The organism is Microbacterium sp. NPDC059771 (genome assembly GCF_042732495.1).
Classification (GTDB): Bacteria; Actinomycetota; Actinomycetes; order Actinomycetales; family Microbacteriaceae; genus Microbacterium; species Microbacterium sufflavum.
On record NZ_JBHWHK010000001.1, the window covers coordinates 883,411 to 901,965 of the forward strand.

At 73.2% G+C, this 18,555-nt stretch carries 14 protein-coding genes; 13 read left to right on the forward strand and 1 reads right to left on the reverse strand.

Annotated elements, in window-relative coordinates:
* The first annotated feature begins 11 nt into the window (after window positions 1-11).
* The 12 genes from ACFV3I_RS04225 to ACFV3I_RS04280 all read left to right on the forward strand — a co-directional run bounded on the left by ACFV3I_RS04225 (window position 12) and on the right by ACFV3I_RS04280 (window position 17,265).
* Window positions 12-983 carry an AAA family ATPase gene (locus ACFV3I_RS04225; RefSeq protein WP_378803316.1) on the forward strand — a complete coding sequence of 324 codons (972 nt, stop codon included), beginning with the start codon at window positions 12-14 and terminating at the stop codon, window positions 981-983.
* Entirely contained in the window at window positions 983-2,245 is a 1,263-nt protein-coding gene (locus ACFV3I_RS04230; RefSeq protein WP_247982729.1) for a DUF58 domain-containing protein, read from the forward strand. Before ACFV3I_RS04225 ends, ACFV3I_RS04230 begins: the two co-directional genes overlap by 1 nt.
* Window positions 2,242-4,653: a transglutaminaseTgpA domain-containing protein gene (locus ACFV3I_RS04235; protein ID WP_378822434.1), complete on the forward strand. Its 2,412-nt coding sequence runs from the start codon at window positions 2,242-2,244 to the stop codon at window positions 4,651-4,653. The genes ACFV3I_RS04230 and ACFV3I_RS04235 overlap by 4 nt, the downstream gene beginning before the upstream one ends.
* On the forward strand, window positions 4,650-6,029 hold the full coding sequence (locus ACFV3I_RS04240; protein WP_378822435.1) for an RDD family protein: 1,380 nt from the start codon (window positions 4,650-4,652) through the stop codon (window positions 6,027-6,029). The genes ACFV3I_RS04235 and ACFV3I_RS04240 overlap by 4 nt, the downstream gene beginning before the upstream one ends.
* Window positions 6,026-6,844 carry a PP2C family serine/threonine-protein phosphatase gene (locus ACFV3I_RS04245; RefSeq protein ID WP_136031075.1) on the forward strand — a complete coding sequence of 273 codons (819 nt, stop codon included), beginning with the start codon at window positions 6,026-6,028 and terminating at the stop codon, window positions 6,842-6,844. Before ACFV3I_RS04240 ends, ACFV3I_RS04245 begins: the two co-directional genes overlap by 4 nt.
* On the forward strand, window positions 6,844-8,265 hold the full coding sequence (locus ACFV3I_RS04250) for an FHA domain-containing protein (RefSeq protein WP_378803320.1): 1,422 nt from the start codon (window positions 6,844-6,846) through the stop codon (window positions 8,263-8,265). The genes ACFV3I_RS04245 and ACFV3I_RS04250 overlap by 1 nt, the downstream gene beginning before the upstream one ends.
* A complete protein-coding gene (locus ACFV3I_RS04255) occupies window positions 8,262-9,977 on the forward strand; it encodes a serine/threonine-protein kinase (RefSeq protein ID WP_378803321.1) in 1,716 nt (571 codons plus the stop codon). Before ACFV3I_RS04250 ends, ACFV3I_RS04255 begins: the two co-directional genes overlap by 4 nt.
* 5 nt (window positions 9,978-9,982) lie before the next feature.
* Entirely contained in the window at window positions 9,983-10,699 is a 717-nt protein-coding gene (locus ACFV3I_RS04260) for a hypothetical protein (protein ID WP_372490605.1), read from the forward strand.
* Window positions 10,696-15,168 carry an FtsK/SpoIIIE domain-containing protein gene (locus ACFV3I_RS04265; RefSeq protein ID WP_378803322.1) on the forward strand — a complete coding sequence of 1,491 codons (4,473 nt, stop codon included), beginning with the start codon at window positions 10,696-10,698 and terminating at the stop codon, window positions 15,166-15,168. The genes ACFV3I_RS04260 and ACFV3I_RS04265 overlap by 4 nt, the downstream gene beginning before the upstream one ends.
* 104 nt (window positions 15,169-15,272) lie before the next feature.
* Window positions 15,273-16,238: an intradiol ring-cleavage dioxygenase gene (locus ACFV3I_RS04270; protein ID WP_136037096.1), complete on the forward strand. Its 966-nt coding sequence runs from the start codon at window positions 15,273-15,275 to the stop codon at window positions 16,236-16,238.
* A 98-nt stretch (window positions 16,239-16,336) separates the two neighbouring features.
* Complete coding sequence (locus tag ACFV3I_RS04275) at window positions 16,337-16,633, forward strand: WXG100 family type VII secretion target (protein WP_017204355.1); 297 nt, start codon at window positions 16,337-16,339, stop codon at window positions 16,631-16,633.
* A 239-nt stretch (window positions 16,634-16,872) separates the two neighbouring features.
* Window positions 16,873-17,265 (forward strand): hypothetical protein, encoded by a 393-nt coding sequence (locus ACFV3I_RS04280; protein WP_136037097.1) that lies wholly within the window; start codon window positions 16,873-16,875, stop codon window positions 17,263-17,265.
* 116 nt (window positions 17,266-17,381) lie between these two features.
* On the opposite strand, the gene ACFV3I_RS04285 is transcribed toward ACFV3I_RS04280, so the two are convergent.
* Window positions 17,382-17,858 (reverse strand): recombinase family protein, encoded by a 477-nt coding sequence (locus ACFV3I_RS04285; protein ID WP_136029314.1) that lies wholly within the window; start codon window positions 17,856-17,858, stop codon window positions 17,382-17,384.
* Between the two features lie 113 nt (window positions 17,859-17,971).
* Here ACFV3I_RS04285 and ACFV3I_RS04290 point away from each other — a divergent pair, with 113 nt between their 5' ends.
* Window positions 17,972-18,538 (forward strand): hypothetical protein, encoded by a 567-nt coding sequence (locus ACFV3I_RS04290; protein WP_378822436.1) that lies wholly within the window; start codon window positions 17,972-17,974, stop codon window positions 18,536-18,538.
* Window positions 18,539-18,555 lie beyond the last annotated feature (17 nt).

Below are 18,555 nucleotides of genomic sequence, written 5' to 3' on the forward strand. Positions count from 1 at the left end.
CAGGACAACCCATGACAATGACCCCCGAGCAGGCCGCCTGGTTCCACGGCACCTTCACGCGCCTGGTGGAGAACGTCGACAAGGCGGTGCAGGGCAAGCGCGAGATCGTCGGGCTCGTGCTCGCCTCGATGCTGGCCGAGGGCCACGTGCTGCTGGAGGATGCCCCCGGCACCGGCAAGACGAGCCTCGCGAAGGCGCTCGCCGCGACCGTGCAGGGCACCAGTGCGCGCATCCAGTTCACGCCCGACCTGCTGCCCTCCGACGTGACCGGTGTGACGATCTACGACCAGCAGTCGCACCGCTTCGAGTTCCACAAGGGCCCGATCTTCGCGTCGATCGTGCTCGCCGACGAGATCAACCGCGCCTCGCCGAAGACGCAGTCCGCGCTGCTGGAGGTCATGGAGGAGTCGCGGGTCACGGTCGACGGCGTGACGCACGAGACGGGCCGCCCGTTCCTCGTGATCGCCACGCAGAACCCGGTCGAGCAGGCGGGAACGTACAAGCTGCCGGAGGCGCAGCTCGACCGCTTCCTGATCAAGACCTCGATCGGATACCCCGACCTCGCGGTGACCGAGAGCATCCTCGCCGGGGCGTCGGACCGCAACCCGTCGGCCGGGCTGTCGGCCATCATCACCACGAGCGCCGTGGCCGACATGGCCGACCTGGCCGCGACCGTGCACGTCGAGCCCGCGGTGCTGCGCTACGTGGCCGAGCTCGCCGAGGCCACCCGTGCCGACGGCGCGATCCGGCTCGGCGTCTCGGTGCGCGGTGCGATCGCCATGGTCCGCATCGCCAAGGTGTGGGCGGCGTCGCAGGGCCGGCACTACGTGCTCCCCGACGACATCAAGGCGCTCGCCCGCCCCGTGTGGCAGCACCGTCTGCTGCTCGACGCCGAGGCCGAGTTCGCCGGCACCAGCAGCGACACCGTGATCGCCCGCGTGCTCGACGGCGTCGCAGCCCCCCAGGCCCGAGCGGCGGCCTGATGACGGCGGAGGCTCTGCAGGCGCCGCCCGCGCCGACCGACCGCGACGCCGGCTGGCGGGACATCGCGGCGGTCCTCGGCGCGCGCGCCCTGTCGCGCCTCCGCCTCATGGCCGCGGCCGTGCGCCCTCTCGCGTGGGTGCTGATGGGCCTCGCCGTCGGGTTCTGGATCCTCGGGCAGGTCGCGGGGTGGGCGGAGTTCACGATCGCCGCGATCGTGATCGCGATGGCCGTCGCCGTGTGCGCGCTGTTCCTGATCGGTCGCACGGCCTACGACGTCTCGCTCGACCTCGCCCGCACCCGCGTCGTGGTGGGGGAGCGGGCCGTGGGCGCCCTCACGCTCGCGAACCGGGGCTCGCGCGCCATCCTCCCGTCGCGCGTGGTGCTGCCCGTCGGCTCCGGCCGCGGCGAGTTCGGCATCCAGCGCCTCGCGCCGGGCGAGGAGGCGGAGGAGCTGTTCGCGATCCCCACGCACAAGCGCGGCGTGGTCAAGGTCGGGCCGGTGAGCGTGGTGCGCGGCGACCCGCTCGGCCTGTTCGAGCGTGCGCACCGCCGCGACGAGCCGGTCGACCTGTTCGTGCACCCCCGCACGGTGCTGTTCGACGGGCAGTCGCTCGGCTACCTGCGCGACCTGGAGGGCCTGCCCGCCGCCGACCTGTCGCGCGACGACGTGTCGTTCCACGCGCTGCTGGAGTATCAGCCGGGCGACGACCTGCGCCACGTGCACTGGCGCTCCACGGCCCGTACCGGCACCATGATGGTGCGCCAGTACGAGGAGACGCGCCGCTCGCACTTCGTGATCGGGCTGTCGCGCTCGACGGCGGAGTACGCGACCGACGACGACTTCGAGCTGGCGATCTCGGCGGCGGGATCGATCGGCCTGCGGGCGCTGCGCGACTCGCAGCGCGTCGACATGCGCGTGCAGGGGCGCGAGCTCCCCTCCGGCACCGGCAAGCAGCTGCTCGACTCGCTCTCGGCCGTCGAGGGCAGCAAGCCCAAGGAGGGCGGCATCGCCGAGCTCGCCGGGGTGGTCGCCGCGACCATGCCGCTGGCGAGCGTGGTGGTGCTCGTGTGCGGGTCGCGCGTGCGCGCGGACGACCTGCGGCTCGCCTGCTCGCGCCTGCCGTTCGGCGCCCGCGTGCTCGCCGTCGTCGCCGACACCTCGGTGGACACCCCGGCGCTGCGCCGCATCGGCGACGCCGACGTGGTGACGGTCGGCGCGCTGGCACAGATCCCCCTCGCCCTGCAGAAGGTGCTCGCATGACCGCGCCCGCCACCGCCGCCCCGGCCCCGGTCGCGCTCCCGCTGCGCCGCTGGATCCTCGACCTCGGGGCGACCGCGCTGCTGGTGCTCACGGCGCTCGTCGGCTTCTGGCCCACGTTCGCCGGGCCCTCGTTCCTGCCCGCCGTGGTCGGCGGGGTCGTGCTGGGCCTCGCGATCGCGGCCGTGTCGGCGTGGCGCCGCTGGGGCATCCTGATCGTCGCGGGCCTCACGGTCGCGGCGTACTTCGTGTTCGGCGGGGCCCTCGCGCTTCCGCACACGGCACTGCTCGGGGTGGTGCCGTCGCTGGAGACGCTGCAGAAGCTCGCGCTCGGCACCGTCACATCGTGGAAGCAGCTGCTCACCACGGTCGCCCCGGTCGCGGCCGCCGACGGCCACCTGGTGGCACCGTTCCTGCTGGCGCTGGTGACCACGACCCTCACGGCCTCGCTCGCGCTGCGGCTGCGGTCGGTCGCGTGGGCGCTGATCCCGGCCGGCGTGCTGCTGATGCTGGTGATCGCGCTCGGCACGCCCGAACCCGCGTTCCCGCTCGTGCAGGGCCTGGTGTTCGCGCTGGTCAGCATGGCCTGGCTGGCGCTGCGGCAGCTGTGGGCGCCGCAGAACATGGCCGTGTCGGTGAGCGAGGTCGACCCCGCCCGTGCCGCGCACATGCGGATGCGGCGGCTGCTGGCCGGTGTCGCCGTGCTCGCGGTGGCCGGCGGGGCGGGCGTGGCCACGAGCGCCCTCGCCGCGCCCGCGCAGCCGCGGCACGTGTTCCGCGACGTGATCATCCCGCCGTTCGACATCCGCGACTACCCCAGCCCGCTGCAGGCGTTCCGCAAGAACGTGCGCGACGAGGCCGACGAGACGCTGTTCACGGTGCAGGGGCTGCCCAAGGGCGCCCGCATCCGCACGGCCGTGATGGACCAGTTCGACGGCATGGTCTACAACGTCACCGACGGCGGACCCACGTCGTCGAGCGCCTTCGCCCCGCTGCGCTCGGCCATGGCGCCCGAGGCGGAGGGCATCCCGGTGACGCTCAAGATTGCGATCGACGGCTACCGCGGGGTGTGGATGCCCACGGCCGGGCAGCTCGACGAGATCCGGTTCGACGGCGACCGCGCGGAGGACCTGCGCCGCGGCACCTACGTCAACACCTCGACCGGGACCGCGGTCGCCACCCCGACGCTGGAGAAGGGCGACGAGTACGCCGTCGACGCCGTGATCCCGACGCAGCCCGACGACGAGCAGCTCGCCGAGGTGCCGTTCGGTCGCGTGACCATGCCGAAGCCCAGCAACGTGCCCGAGGAGCTCACCGCGCTCGCGGCCGAGACCGTGTCGGGGGCGGAGAGCCCGATCGAGCAGGTGCGGGCGCTGGAGAACTTCCTCTCCGAGGGCGGGTTCTTCAGCCACGGCCTGGAGGGAGAGGTGCTGTCGCGGGCCGGTCACACGGCCGAGCGCATCTCGACCCTCATCGGCGGCGAGCAGATGATCGGCGACGACGAGCAGTACGCGGTGGCGATGGCGCTGCTGGCCGGACAGCTCGACATCCCGGCGCGCGTCGTGATGGGGTACTACCCCGACGAGGAGCAGGCGGGCGAGGCCGTGTTCGAGGCGACCGGCGACACCGTGCACGCCTGGGTCGAGGTGAACTTCGACGGGATCGGGTGGGTGACGTTCAACCCCACGCCGCCCGAGGACCAGGTGCCGAACGACCAGAACACCAAGCCGCGCGTCGACCCGAAGCCGCAGGTGCTGCAGCCGCCGCCCCCGCCGCAGGAGCCGGTCGACCTGCCGCCGACCCTGCCGGACGACCGCGAGTCGGAGGACGAGAGCCTCAACCTCGCGGGCATCATCGGCGCGATCCTGCTGATCGGCGGGATCTCGCTGGCCGTGATCGCGCTGCTCATGTCTCCGTTCATCGTGATCGGGGCGTGGAAGGCCGCGAGGCGCCGGGCGCGGCGATCGGCCGCGCGCACCGCCGACCGCATCAGCGGCGGGTGGGATGAGCTCACCGACCGCGCGGTCGACTACGGCGCGCGGCTCGCCCCGGGCGGCACCCGCGGCGAGGAGGCGGCCGTGGTCGCGTCGACGCTGACGGTGCCGCAGGTCACGACCCTCGCCGAGCGCGCCGACGCCGAGGTGTTCGGGCCGACGGAGCCGACGGCGCAGGACGTGGACGCCTTCTGGAGCGAGGTCGACGAGATCGTCGGCGGCCTCGGCGAGCAGGCCGGGTTCTGGAAGCGCGTCAAGGCGCGGCTGAGCCTGCGCTCGCTGCTCGGCGGCACCGCGGTGTCGCAGGGCTTCCAGAGCCTGAAGGAGGCGGCTGCCGCGCGCGTGCGCCGCGAACCTGGCACCATCAAGAGCAACGACGAGACGCCCCCGCCGTCGACCGAGAGTGAGACCCCATGACGCCGCCCGCGCTCACGCAGATCGCGCCGATCTCCCGCCGGGTGATCGCCTACGTCATCGACGCCGCGATCGCGGCGGGCCTCGGCATCCTGCTCGGCGGCGGTCTGCTGGTGGCCACCTCGCTGTCGGGCGGCCTGGAGGCCTCGCTCCTGACGCTGCTGATCGGCGGCCCGATCGTGAGCCTCGTGCTGCTGGCGTGGTTCGTCGTCTACACCGTGATGCAGGCCGGAAAGGGCTCGATCGGCATGCGCGCGCAGGGTCTGCGCCTGGCCACCGCGGCGGACGGTGCCCCGCTGGGCTTCGGTCGTGCCCTGCTGCGCAACATCGTCTTCGGTCTGGCCGGTGCGATCGTGGTGGGCTACTTCAGCCCGCTGTTCGACGGCTCCGGACGCTTCCAGGGCTGGCATGACAAGGCCGTCGGGTCGCTGATGCTCGACGCGCGGGTCGCGGCACCCGAGCCCGAGCCGGAGCCGGAGCCCGTGGTCGAGGCCCCGCCGCTGCTGCCCGCCCCGTCGTTCGAGCGGCTGCCCCCGGCACCCATGCCCGGGTTCGCGCCCGCCGGTGCGCCCGCAGCACCCGAGCCCGCGGTGTCGGCGGTTTCGGCCGTGGAGCCGGTGACGCCCGCGGCACCCGCGCCCGCTCTTCCCGCGCAGGACTCCGGGATGATCGCGTACGTCCCCGGCATCACGCAGGACTCCCGCCCCGCGCGGCCTGCGGCACCGGCGGCTGCGGCTCCGGCGGCTCCGGCGGCTGCGGCTCCTGCGGCGCCTACGGCTACCGCGGCGGCTCCGGCTCCCGCGGACTCGGCTGCGCCCGCGGCGGCGACTCCGGCGGCGGCTCCCGCCCCGGCTGCCCCACCCGCTCCGGTCACGCCGGCAACCGGCACCCCGACCCCACCCGCCCCCGCATCCGCGCCCGCCGCATCCGCGCCCGCCGCCCCCGCATCCGCGCCCGCCGCATCCGCGCCCGCCGCGCCTGCCCCCGCCGCGCCTGCCCCCGCCGTCGTCGCGCCCGCGACCGACGACCTGGAGGAGACGCGCATCAGCATCCCCGGGCACCGGCTGGTCTTCACGTGGGACGACGGCACCCGCGTCCCGGTCTCGCGGCGCACGGTGTTCGGCCGCAACCCCGCGGTCGAGGAGGGCGCGGTGATCGTGCCCGTGCGCGACGAGACGCTGTCGCTGTCGAAGACGCACTTCGAGGCCGCGTCCGAGGCATCGGGTGGCTGGGTGCTCGACCGGCACTCCACGAACGGCCTCACGATCGTGCGCGACGGTCAGCGCATCGCGTGCCCGGCCGGCCAGCGCGTGCCGATCCGGCTCGGCGACGTGATCGAGATCGGCGACCGCGTGGTGATGGTCGGAGGTTACGCATGACCGCCCCGCTCGTGGTGTCCACGGGGGCTGCGACCCACTCGGGTCTGCGCCGCCCGCTCAACGAAGACGCCTACATGGCCAGCTCCCCCCTGTTCCTGGTCGCCGACGGCATGGGCGGCCACGAGGCGGGGGAGCGCGCGAGCGCCGCGGTGATCGACGAGTTCGCGCGCTTCATCGGTCGCACCGACCTGGAGCTCGACGACCTGCTCGAGGCGCTGGCGCGGGCGCGCACCGCCGTCGAGGAGCTGTCCACGACCGGCAACGGCCGCGCGGGCACCACTCTCAGCGGCGTGGTCGTCGCCTCGGTCGAGGGCATGGGCTACTGGCTCACGGTCAACATCGGCGACTCGCGCACCTACCGCTTCGCGGACGGCGAGCTGGAGCAGATCAGCGTCGACCACTCGGTGGTGCAGGAGCTCATCGAGTCGGGCGAGCTGACGATCGAAGAGGCCGCGCACGACCGCCGCCGCAACATCATCACGCGCGCGATCGGCGCGAGCAGCACGGGCGACGCGGACTACTGGCTGTTCCCGGCCGAGCTCGGCGACCGCATGCTCATCTGCTCCGACGGGCTCACGACCGAGGTGCCCGACGCCCGCATCACCCAGATCCTCGGCGCGGAGCCTGATCCGCAGCGCGCCGCCGACCTCCTGGTCGACGAGGCCGTGCAGGCCGGTGGCCGGGACAACATCACCGTGGTCGTCGTCGACGCGGTGTCGGTCGCGTCGCGACCGGGCACGCTGCTGCTGTCCGACGACACCGACATCGACGCCGACACGCGCCCGCGCGAGGCCGCAGCAGGAGGGGTTCGCTGATGCAGACGATCTACCGACCGGGACCGTGGTACCTGATCGTGATCCCCGGCGCCCTGGTGGCGCTGCCGCCCGACGTGCCCGGCGCGACCGTGACGACGCTCTGGGAGCGCCTGCCCGCGGAGCGCAGCCTCGCCACGGTCATCGACGTGCTCACGACGCAGGCCGGCGGCTCGTTCTCCGCGATGCCGCCGTTCGTCGCGGCGGTGCTGGAGGGGGCGGACGCCCGCGTGGCCGTGCGCGGAGCCCTCACCGTGCGCGTGACCGGCGCGGACAGCGAGACCGCGTCGTTCTCCGGCGCCGACGTGACCACGTGGAGCGAGCGGTTCGTCCCCGGTGCGTCGGCGGTCGAGATCACGGTGGACGACGACGACGCCGGCACCGCCCTGCCCGTGCACACCGGGATCGTCCTGGCCGCCGCGGTCAGCGCCGAGCTGGAGCCGGCCGACGCCGAGGCCCTCGGGGGCTCCGCGGGTCCGGCACCCGTGCTCGCCGAGGCGCCGCGCCCCGCCGCCTCCGCCGTACCGTCCGGCACCCCGGCCGCCCCGGCCGCCCCGGTCGCGGGCACCGCGGTGCCGCTCCCGCCGCCGCCGTCCGGCCTTCCGGTACCCGGGGGCTTCGCGTCGGAGGATGCCGCGGCCGACGCCGCTGCGGTGGCCGCCGCCGACGAGGGCCCCACCGCGGCCGACGAGCCGCAGGAGGCCGAGCAGCCACCCGCGACCGCAGACGACGCCGCGACCACCGACGACGCCGCGACCTCCGACGACGCAGCGACGACCGACGACGCCGGCCCCGCCGACGACGCGGCGCCCGATGCGACGCTCGTGCCCACCGAGGCCACGCTCGCGCCGCCCGTGGACGAGTTCGACCACCTGTGGGGCGCGACCGTGCACACGCCGATCGAGGCCGCCGCGGTGCGTCCGAGCGAGGAGCCCGAGTCCGCTCCGGCCCCGCCGCCCGCCGCGGGCGACCACGACGGCTCCACCATCTCCGCCGCCGAGCTGCGCGACCTGCGGCAGCAGCCCGCGGCGGCGCCCGACGCCCCCACCGAGGTCATCCCGGTCGCCGCGCCCGCCGCGGTGTCGACCGGACGCATCCGCGTCTCGACCGGACAGGTGGTCACGCTCGACCGCACGGTCATCATCGGCCGTCGCCCGCGCTCGACCAGGGCCAGCGGGGCGAACATGCCGCACCTGATCGCGGTCGAGAGCCCGCAGCAGGACATCTCGCGCAGCCACCTCGAGGTGCGTCCCGAGGGCGACACCGTGGTGGTCATCGACCTGCACACGACGAACGGCTCGACGCTGCTGCGCCCCGGTGCCGACCCGGTGCGGCTGCACCCCGGCGAGCAGACGCTCGTGCTGTCCGGCGACGTGGTGGACCTCGGTGACGGCGTGACCGTCGCGTTCGAGGACCTGCCGTGAGTCGTCGCCCCTCCCCGCCGCCCGCCCTGCCCGGCTTCACCTATGTGGAGCCGCTGGGCACGGGCGGCTTCGCCGACGTCTTCCTGTACGAGCAGGAGATGCCGCGGCGCCGGGTCGCGGTGAAGGTGCTGCTCGCCGACCGCATCTCCAGCGGAGCGGCGCAGGAGTTCGCCGACGAGGCGAACGTGATGGCGATGCTGTCCACGCACCCCGCGATCGTCACGATCTATCAGGCGGGTGTCGCGGGCGACGGGCGCCCGTACCTGGTGATGGAGTACTGCCCGCGGCCGAACCTGCAGCTGCGCTCGCGCAAGGAGCCGTTCTCGGTGGCTGAGGCGCTGCGTGTCGGCGTCCAGGTCGCGGGGGCCGTGGAGACCGCGCATCGTGCGGGCGTGCTGCACCGCGACATCAAGCCGGCGAACATCCTCGTCACGGAGTACAACCGTCCGGCGCTGACCGACTTCGGCATCGCGTCCACCACGGGCGCGACGGGCGAGGCGTCGGGCATGTCGATCCCGTGGTCGCCGCCGGAGTCGTTCGCCGAGCCGCCGCAGAGCGGTCCGCGCACCGACGTGTGGGCGCTGGGTGCCACGCTGTACACGCTGCTCGCGGGGCGTTCGCCGTTCGAGCGCCCGGGGGAGCGCAACTCCAGCGCCGACCTGATCGAGCGCATCGAACGGGCGGCGCTGCCCCCGCTCGGGCGTCCCGACTCGCCCGAGAGCCTGCAGCGGCTGCTCGAGCGGGCGATGGCCAAGAACCCCGACGACCGCTTCCCGAGCGCGGTCGCCTTCGCCCGGGCGCTGCAGAAGGTGCAGATCGAGCTGTCGCACTCGGTCACGCCGATCGACATCGTCGACGACCACCCGCCCGCGGAAGACCTGGAGGACGACAACGACGGCCTGACCCGGGTGCGGGAGATCGTCAGCATCGACCCCGGCATGTCCACCTCGACGCGGCCGTCGGCGGCCACGCAGCCCAAGGGTCCGTCGGTCGTGGTGCCCGACGCCCCGCGGTTCGACTCCCCGCCGCGGCCGGAGCCCGACGTGGAGCAGACGCAGCGTCGCGACACCGCCGCGACCTCCGCCGCTGCGACCGCCGCCGCCGGCACCCCCGCCGCCCCCGCCGCCGCGGCCTCCGCCCCCTCGAGCCCCGCCGCGCCCGGCCCCGACCGCGACGACCGCACGATCCTGCGTCCGCCGCAGGTCGTGCAGCCCGAGGCCCCCGCGCCCGTGCGCGCTCCCGAGCCGGCCGCTCCGGCCGTCCAGGCCCCGGCCGACGCGGAGCCGTCCGCCCCGCGGTCGCGCCGCGGGCTGTGGATCGGGCTCGCCGCGGCCGCGGTGGTCGTGGTCGTCGGCGGCATCGTGGGCCTCAACGTGCTGGTGTCCGGCCTCACGCCCGACCCGGCGCCGGAGAGCACCGAGTCCGCGGTCGACCCGCAGGACCCGGTGTCCGACGCGGTGCCCAAGGTCACCGAGCTCGCGGGCACCCGGGCCGGGGAGCAGGTCACGTTCACGTGGCAGAACCCCGACCCGCAGGAGGACGACAGCTTCATCTGGACCGAGACCGGCAGCGCGGCCGACGGAGCCGTGAAGCAGGTGGCGGAGCCGACCGTCACGTTCGCCCCGGCGTCGGCCGGCGAGGTGTGCATCGAGGTCATGCTGCGCCGCGGCGACGGCAGGGCGTCCGAGCCCGTGACGGGGTGCGTGGAGTGAGCGCCGTGGCGGGGGTCACGGTCGAGTTCGCGGGCGAGTACTACCCGATCGACCACGGGAACCGGTTCGTGGTCGGGCGCGAGGGCGACCTGGCCCTCGACGACAACCTGTTCCTGCACCGGCACTTCCTGGAGATCAGCGAGGGCGACGGCCTGTGGTGGCTGACGAACATCGGCACCCGCCTCACCGCCACCGTCACCGACTCGGCCGGCGGTGTGCAGGCGTGGCTCGCGCCGGGGGCGCGGCTGCCGCTCGTGTTCGAGACCACCACGGTGGTCTTCAGCGCGGGACCGACCACGTACGAGCTGGTGCTGCACGCCGCGGAGCCCGCGTTCCGTGCCACCAAGCGCGACTACGACGACGACGGCATGTCCACGATCGGCGACGTGCCGCTCACGCTGAGCCAGAAGCTGCTGATCCTGGCGCTCGCCGAGCCGCAGCTGCGTCGCGACGGCACGGGCATGAGCGAGATCCCGTCGTCGGCCAAGGCGGCCGAGCGGCTCGGGTGGACGGTCACGCGGTTCAACCGCAAGCTCGACAACGTGTGCGACAAGTTCGACCGCGTCGGCGTGCCCGGCATGCGCGGCGGTCAGCGCAGCTTCGCGACCAACCGCCGTGCGCGTCTGGTGGAGCACGTGATCGCGTCGCGTCTCGTCACGAAGGACGACCTCCCGCTGCTGGACGCCCCGCAGCCGAGCGAGGCAGAGGGAGACAACGAGTGAAGGTACGGCTGACCCTGCTGCGTCAGGGCGCGGCATCCAGCGACATCGAGGTCACGGCGGAGAGCACGGCGACGATCGGCGAGATCGCCGCGATGATCGTGCGCGCCGATCCGCTGGGCTCCTTCGCGCACGCCGACCCGGCCGCCGTGACCCTGGAGGCGTACAGCTCGGTGGTGTCGGGGGCGGGCGACCTGCTCGCGCCGGAGTCCACGTTCGCGCACGTCGGGCTGGCGCACGGCGCCACGGTCCGTGTGGTCCCCGCGTCGTACGAGCAGCGTCCCGTGGTCGGCCGCATGGAGGTCGGTGCGGGCCCGGGTGCGCGCTCGATCGCGCTGACCCGCGGCACGATCGTGCTCGGTCGCGACGAGTCGTGCGACGTGGTGATCGATGATCCGCTGGTGTCGAAGAAGCACGCGCGACTGGAGATCGGCGACCGCGTCGAGCTGATCGACCTGAACTCCGCGAACGGCATCCTCGTCGACGGCGCCTCGGTCGTGCGCCTGGTGGCGGCGGAGGGCGAGCTGTCGGTCGTGCTGGGCGACACCCCCGTGCGCGTCAAGGTCGAGGCGGGTGCCACGACGCCGTCGCCCGCGGAGGCCTCCATCCGCCAGGTCGAGTTCGTGCGCTCGCCGCGCGTCGAGGAGCGGTACCTGGGCGAGGAGCTCGACGGCACCGACCTCCCCGTGCCCGCCCGCAAGCAGCCGTTCCCGCTGCTGACGCTCGTCGCCCCGCTGCTCATGGGCGGCGCGATGTACGCGTTCACGCAGAACCTGCTGTCGATCATGTTCGTGGCGCTGTCGCCGCTGCTGATGATCGGCACGTGGCTCACCACGAAGAACCAGCAGAAGCGTGAGCTGGAAGAGGACAAGAAGCGCTTCGAGGAGCAGCTGGAGCGCCTGGACGCGCGGCTGCAGAGCGAGCGCGACCGGGAGATCGACGTGCGCCGCCGCGAGGTGCCGCTGCTGCGCGAGATCAGCGACGCCGCGCTCACCGCCGGTCCGCTGGTGTGGACGCGCCGCACCGAGCACTGGTCGTTCCTGCACGTGCGACTCGGGATCGGCGACACCGCCTCGCGCAGCTCGGTGAAGGACTCCAACGGCCGCGACCGCGCGATCCCGGAGTACGTCGACCGCCTGGACGCGGTCGTCGAGGCGACGAGGATCGTGCCGCAGGTGCCGATCCTGGAGGACCTGACCGACGTCGGCGCGCTCGGCATCGCGGGCCTCGGCGGCCGCTCGACCGGATACGCCAGGGCCCTGCTCGCGCAGCTCGCGGGGCTGCACGCACCCGCCGATGTCGGGGTGGTGGGCCTGTGGGGTCCGCGCTGGGGCGCTCAGCTGGCCGATGCGAAGTGGCTGCCGCACGCGTGGTCGGCGCAGGCCGTGCTGGGTGTGCAGCCGATCGGCGACGGTCCCACCTCCGCTGGGCAGATCGTCGCGCGCCTGGAGGAGCTGATCGCGCAGCGCTCGACCCGCAGCGGCGACGCGGTGGAGCTCGGGGCGCTGGAGGCCGAGAAGGCCGCGACGAACAGCGGCTCGAAGGTCGGCGAGGACTCCCGCAGCCGTCATGACGCGGTGCCCAAGCCCGCGATCGTCGTGCTGATCGCGCCGGACGCCCCGGTCGACCGCGGCCGCCTGATCCAGCTGTCCGAGCGTGCGGCCACCCGCGGCATCTTCCCGGTCTGGCTCACGGAGGACGCGGCCGCCCTGCCCGCGTCGTGCCGCACGTTCGTCGAGCTCGGGTCGACCGACAGCGCCCACTTCGTCCGGCTCGGCGAGGTGATCGACGACCTGTCCGTCGACGAGCTCACGCGGGAGCAGTTCGCGGTGTTCGCGCGCGCTCTGGCGCGGCTGACCGACGCGGGCGAGGTCGCCCTGGACCGCAGCGACGTGCCGCGCACGATCTCGATGCTGCACCTGCTCGGCCGGGACATGGCCACGCAGCCGGAGAGCGTGATCGACCGGTGGACGCAGAACGACTCGCTGCACTCCCGGCGCAAGGTCGGCTCCGCGCGCCGGTACCAGCCGAAGCTGCGCGCCCTGGTCGGCGCCGGAGCGGAGGGCGCCCTGCAGCTCGACCTCCGGCAGCAGGGCCCGCACGCGCTCGTGGGCGGGACCACCGGTTCCGGCAAGAGCGAGTTCCTGCAGGCGTGGGTGCTCGGCATGGCGACCGAGTACAGCCCGGAGCGCCTGACGTTCCTCTTCGTGGACTACAAGGGCGGCTCGGCGTTCGCGGATTGCGTGAGCCTGCCGCACTGCGTGGGCATCGTGACCGACCTGAACGAGCACCTGGTGCGCCGCGTGCTGGTCAGCCTCCGCGCCGAGCTGCACTACCGGGAGCACCTGTTCAACCGCAAGAAGGCGAAGGACATCCTGGAGCTGGAGCGCGCGGGCGACCCGCAGGCCCCGCCCGCCCTGGTGCTCGTGATCGACGAGTTCGCGGCGCTGGCGAAGGAGGTGCCGGAGTTCGTCGACGGCGTGATCGACATCGCCCAGCGCGGGCGCTCCCTCGGCATCCACCTCATCATGGCCACGCAGCGTCCGGCCGGTGTCATCAAGGACAACCTGCGGGCGAACACGAACCTCCGGGTCGCGCTGCGCATGGCCGACGAGACCGACAGCAACGACGTGATCGGCACGAAGGACGCGGCGCTGTTCGATCCGGGCACGCCCGGCCGCGGCATCGCGAAGACGGGTCCCGGTCGCATGACGCTGTTCCAGTCGGCGTACTCGGGCGGCTGGAGCCTGGGGGAGGACGACGGCACCGACGTCTCCATCGCCGCGTTCGGCTCGACGGACCAGGGCCCGTGGGAGCTGCCGATCGACGAGAACGCGGTGGTGGTCGACGACGACCTCGGCCCGAACGACCAGCAGCGTCTGGTGAGCACGATGGTGCTCGCGGCGCAGGCCGCGCAGGTCGCGCAGCCGCGGCGTCCGTGGCTCGACGAGCTGGCGCCGACGTTCGACCAGCTCAAGCTGCCGCAGCGCACCGATGCGGCCCTGCTGCTCGGCGTGATCGACGAGCCCGAGCGTCAGGAGCAGGTGCCGTTCCACTTCCTGCCCGACACCGAGGGCCACATGGTCATCTACGGCACCAGCGGCTCCGGCAAGTCCGCGGCCCTGCGGACGCTCGCGGTGTCGGCGGGCATCACGCCGCGCGGCGGACCCGTGCACGTGTACGGTCTCGACTTCGGCTCGGGCGCGCTGCGCATGCTGGAGCCCCTGCCCCACGTGGGTTCGGTCATCTCGGGCGACGACGCCGAGCGGGTCGCCCGGCTGTTCGCGACGCTGCGTCAGGAGCTCGACCGCCGCGGCGACGCGTATTCGGCGGTGGGCGCGGCGACCCTCACCGAGTACCGGCAGCTGTCGGGCAAGAGCGATGAGCCGCGCATCGTGGTGCTGATCGACGGGTTCGCGGCGTTCCGCAACGACTACGAGGCCGTGATCGGCCGCACCGACACGTACAACGCGCTGCAGGAGGTGCTGTCCGACGGCCGTGCGGTCGGCATCCACGTGGTGCTCTCGGCCGACCGGTTCCAGAGCATCCCGAGCGCGCTGAACGCGATGATCCAGCGCCGCGTGGTGCTGCGCATGGCCGACACCGACGCGTACAACATCCTCAACGTGCCCAAGGACGTGCTCACGCCGGAATCGGTGCCGGGGCGCGCGATCGTGGGCGAGAACGAGGCGCAGATCGCGATCATCGGCGGTACGCGCAGCATGAAGGAGCAGTCGCTGGCGATCGAGCGGATGGCCGCGTCGATGTCGCGCCGCGGCGTGCCCGACGCGCCGCCGGTGCGTGCGCTGCCGCTCAGCTACGGGCTGGAGGAGGTGCCGGCGACCGTCGGCGACCAGCTCGTGGTGGGTCTGGCGGACAGCGACCTCGGTCCGTTCGGCATCGAGCCGACCGGCACGTTCGTGATCGCCGGTCCGCCCGCGAGCGGCAAGAGCAACGCGCTGGCCGCGATCACGCAGCAGGTGCTGCGGGCGCGACCGGGCACGCCGACGCTGTTCCTCGGGTCGACCCGCTCCCCGGCGCGCCACGCGGTGTCGTGGACCGCGACGGCGGCGGACGGCATCAGCGGCACCGCGGCCGTGGCCGAGATCGTGGAGAAGGCCGAGCAGGGCCTGAAGCCGGTCGTGGCGGTGGAGGGCGTCGCGGAGTTCGCGTCGTCGCTGCTCGAGATGCCGCTGTCCGACCTGGTCAAGCGCGCGACGCGCGGCGAGCTGCTGCTGCTGTTCACGGGCGACACGAGCGAGTGGACCAGTAACTTCGGGCTGCTCGGCGAGATCAAGCAGGCGCGGCGCGGTGTGGTGCTTCAGCCGGAGACGATCGACGGCGAGCTCGTGCTCAAGGCGCCGCTGCCCCGCATCGGCCGCGGCGAGTTCCCGGTCGGCCGGGCGGTGCTGGCGCAGCGCGGCAAGATCGTGCGGGTGCAGTTCCCGCTCGTGATCCCCGAGACCGTCTGACCGGCGGCCCTTCGCCGCCCATACGAAAGCCATAGCCCCGCCAGAGGCTCCTGATCATCGGGGCGGGCACCATGGGGACTCCCGACGCCCCCGAAGGAGCCGCCATGAGCCCGAGTCCCGAACCCACGCCGACACCGCGGGGCCCCGCCTACGAGGGGCGACTGCTGCCGCGTACCGAGGAAGAGGTCGTCGATCAGGGGGCCGCGTTCGACCTGGGCACGCTGTTCAGCCGGCGCGGCGTGCTCGGGCTGGTGGGACTGGGGGCCGCGTCCGCCGCGCTCGCGGCCTGCGCGCCGCTGTCGTCCGGAGCCGGCACGACCGCCGCACCCACCGCCGACGCGGGGAGCGACGGCACCGCGACGACGGGCGTGGACGGCGAGATCCCCGACGAGACGGCCGGCCCCTATCCGGGCGACGGCTCGAACGGCCCCGACGTGCTGGAGGAGTCCGGGATCGTCCGGCGCGACATCCGCTCGAGCATCGACGGGGGCGCGACGGCCGAGGGGGTGCCGCTGACGTTCGAGCTCACGGTGCTCGACCTCGCGAACGGCGGGGTGCCCTTCGCCGGGGTCGCCGTGTACGCGTGGCACTGCACGGCGCAGGGGGAGTACTCGATGTACTCCTCGGGCCTGGAAGACGTGACCTACCTCCGCGGCGTGCAGGTCGCGGATGCGGACGGCCGTGTCTCCTTCACGTCGATCTTCCCCGGCTGCTACTCGGGACGGTGGCCGCACATCCATTTCGAGGTGTACCCCGACGTCTCCGCGATCACCGACTCGACGGCTGCCATCGCGACCTCGCAGCTGGCGCTGCCCGAAGCCGCGTGCACGGCCGTGTACGCGCTGCCGGCCTACGACGGCTCGGCCGGGAACCTCGCGCAGACCTCGCTCGACGCCGACATGGTGTTCGGCGATGACGGCGGTGCGCTGCAGCTCGCGAGCATCGCCGGCGACACCGGCACCGGTTACCGCGCATCGCTCATGGTGGGCGTCGACACCACGACGACGCCGAGCGCCGGCGGCGCCCCGCAGGGTGGTCCCGGCGCGGGTGGGCGACCGCCGGGGAGCTGATGGGGACTTCTCCCCATTTGCGTGGCGGGTGCCCTTCGTTACTCTCGAAGAACAAGAACACCTCCGGCACCGGCCGGGGCGACCGGAAGGTAACACCAATGACGAACCTCAAAGTCAGCTACGCCGACATGAAGGACGCTGCTGGCCGTCTCCGCACGGGCCAGCAGGACATCGAGACCCAGCTCAAGAACCTGCGCGCCTACGTGTCGCAGCTCGTCTCGGGCGGCTTCGTGACCACGTCCGCCTCGGGTGCGTTCGACGCCTCGTACGCGCAGTTCAACCAGGGTGCCACCGCGACCATCGCGGGCATCGAGGGCATGGCCCGCTTCCTCGACGTGGCGGCCCAGTCGCTGCAGTCGACCGACGAGCAGCTCGCGGCGCAGATCCGCCAGTAACGCCTCAGCGAGAAGAGGGGATGCCGATCCGGCATCCCCTCTTCTGCGTCTCCGGGCGCTGTCCCCGACCCCGCACGAGGACGGATGCGGCACGCTCCGCGTCACCCGCGTCGGCATATTGCCATGCGCATGACCCGTGCATACCGTGACTTCCGAAACACGCTGACGGGGGGCTGGCGTTTCGGAAAGCATCATCGTTTCGAGGCTTCATCCTGCCCGCAGCGGGAAAGGAAGAGATCATGGAGACGACGATGAAGAGCAACGACAAGGGACGGCGGTTCGCGCGCTGGGGAAAGCTGGCGGTGGCGTCGGGAGCCGTCGCGGTCGCCTGCGGGATCGCGTTCGCGGCTCCCGCCTCGGCCGATGACGGCTACGGAGGCTACGACTTCGGCTCCGGCAACACGTACAGCTGGGGCCAGGGGTACGACGGCGGCTACGGCTACGGCAGCTCCTACGGCGACGGGTGGGGTCAGCCCAACGGATCGTCGAACTGGTGGGCGTCGAACGACGTCGTGCAGAACGTGCTGCAGGGCAACTCCTGGGCCGGAGCGCCCAGCGTGCAGAACTCGGGATACTCGCCGCAGCAGGTCTCCTCGTGGGGCAACAGCCTGTTCTCGTCGTGGTGGCGCTGAACGCTCGTCGCGTTTCGGTCGCGCAGCGGTGAGCACGAGTTCCTGACCGCGTCGGCGGCCCGCACCGCGCAGAGTTCGACCCCTGGACGTCCGGACGTCCAGGGGTCGAGGTCTGCTCAGCGGAGGGCCGCGGCCGCGTCGGCCAGATGCCGGGCGTTGTGGTTGAGCACCTTCACGATGATGCCGTGGCGGCGCAGCTCGGCGACCGTGCGGGCGCCCTCCTCGCTGTCGCGGCCGAGCGCGGCGATCGTCGCGACGACCAGCACGTCACCGGCGTGCAGGGTGCCGATGAGACGGGCGATCCGGTCGCTCCAGCTCTCCAGGATGTCCGGGGCCGGATGGCGGAAGCCCTCGATGGGCACGCCGAAGCGGGTGAGGTCGGCGCGCTGCTCCACGACCGAGGGCATGTCGTCGCGGGAGACGACGAGGCCGACCAGGCGGGAGCCATCGGGCCGGGCGAGCCAGAAGTTGCGGTTCGCCTGCAGCTCGGTGAAGCACTTGGGGCACTCGGCGGCCGCGTGCGGCAGATGCAGCGGGCTCGTCAGGGCCTCGTCGACGGATGCCGCCGTCGTGGGTTCGATCGTCTCGCTCATCGCGCACCTCCGTCCTCCATTGTGCCCTGTCCGCGACCCGATCTGTGCCCTGCGGGCGCCCGCCGGGCGTCCGGTTTTGCACCCGTGGCGGGAGCCCGACCAGAATAGGGGTCATGCGTCGCCTCACCGCTGTCCTTCTCGCGTCCGCCTCGCTCCTCCTGCTGGCCGGATGCGCCCCATCGGAGGACGAGCGGCGCGGCGACCTCGCGGCCGAACTGGAGGGCATCGACGGCGTGGACACCGCGCGCGTGGACAGCGTCGAGGTCGTGGTCGCGACCGATCCGGGGCTGTCCGAGGACGACTCCGCGGAGGTGCTGCAGGGCGTGCGCGATCTCGTGCTCGCGCAGGACGACGCCGAGGACTACACCTCCGTCGCCGTCTGGTTCTACGGACAGGGCGAGAGCTCGTGGACCGGTGACTGGGGCCTCGGCGCGATCGCCGCGGACGGGTTCGACCAGCAGGCGGCGTTCCTCGCGTCCCTCGCCGGGTGGGACGGTGTCACCGCCGCCGATGCTCCCGTGAGCAGCGTCGAGCTGAAGGTGACGCGGAACGACGACCAGGTCGTGGAGCTCACGGCGAGCGCCGAGTCGGCGGGTGTCGCGGACGAGTGGAAGACCGGACTGCAGGAGCTGTGGACCTCCAGCGGCGGTGACGCGGATCAGGCGATCCGCTGGCGCTGAGCGAACGCGCCCCGCAG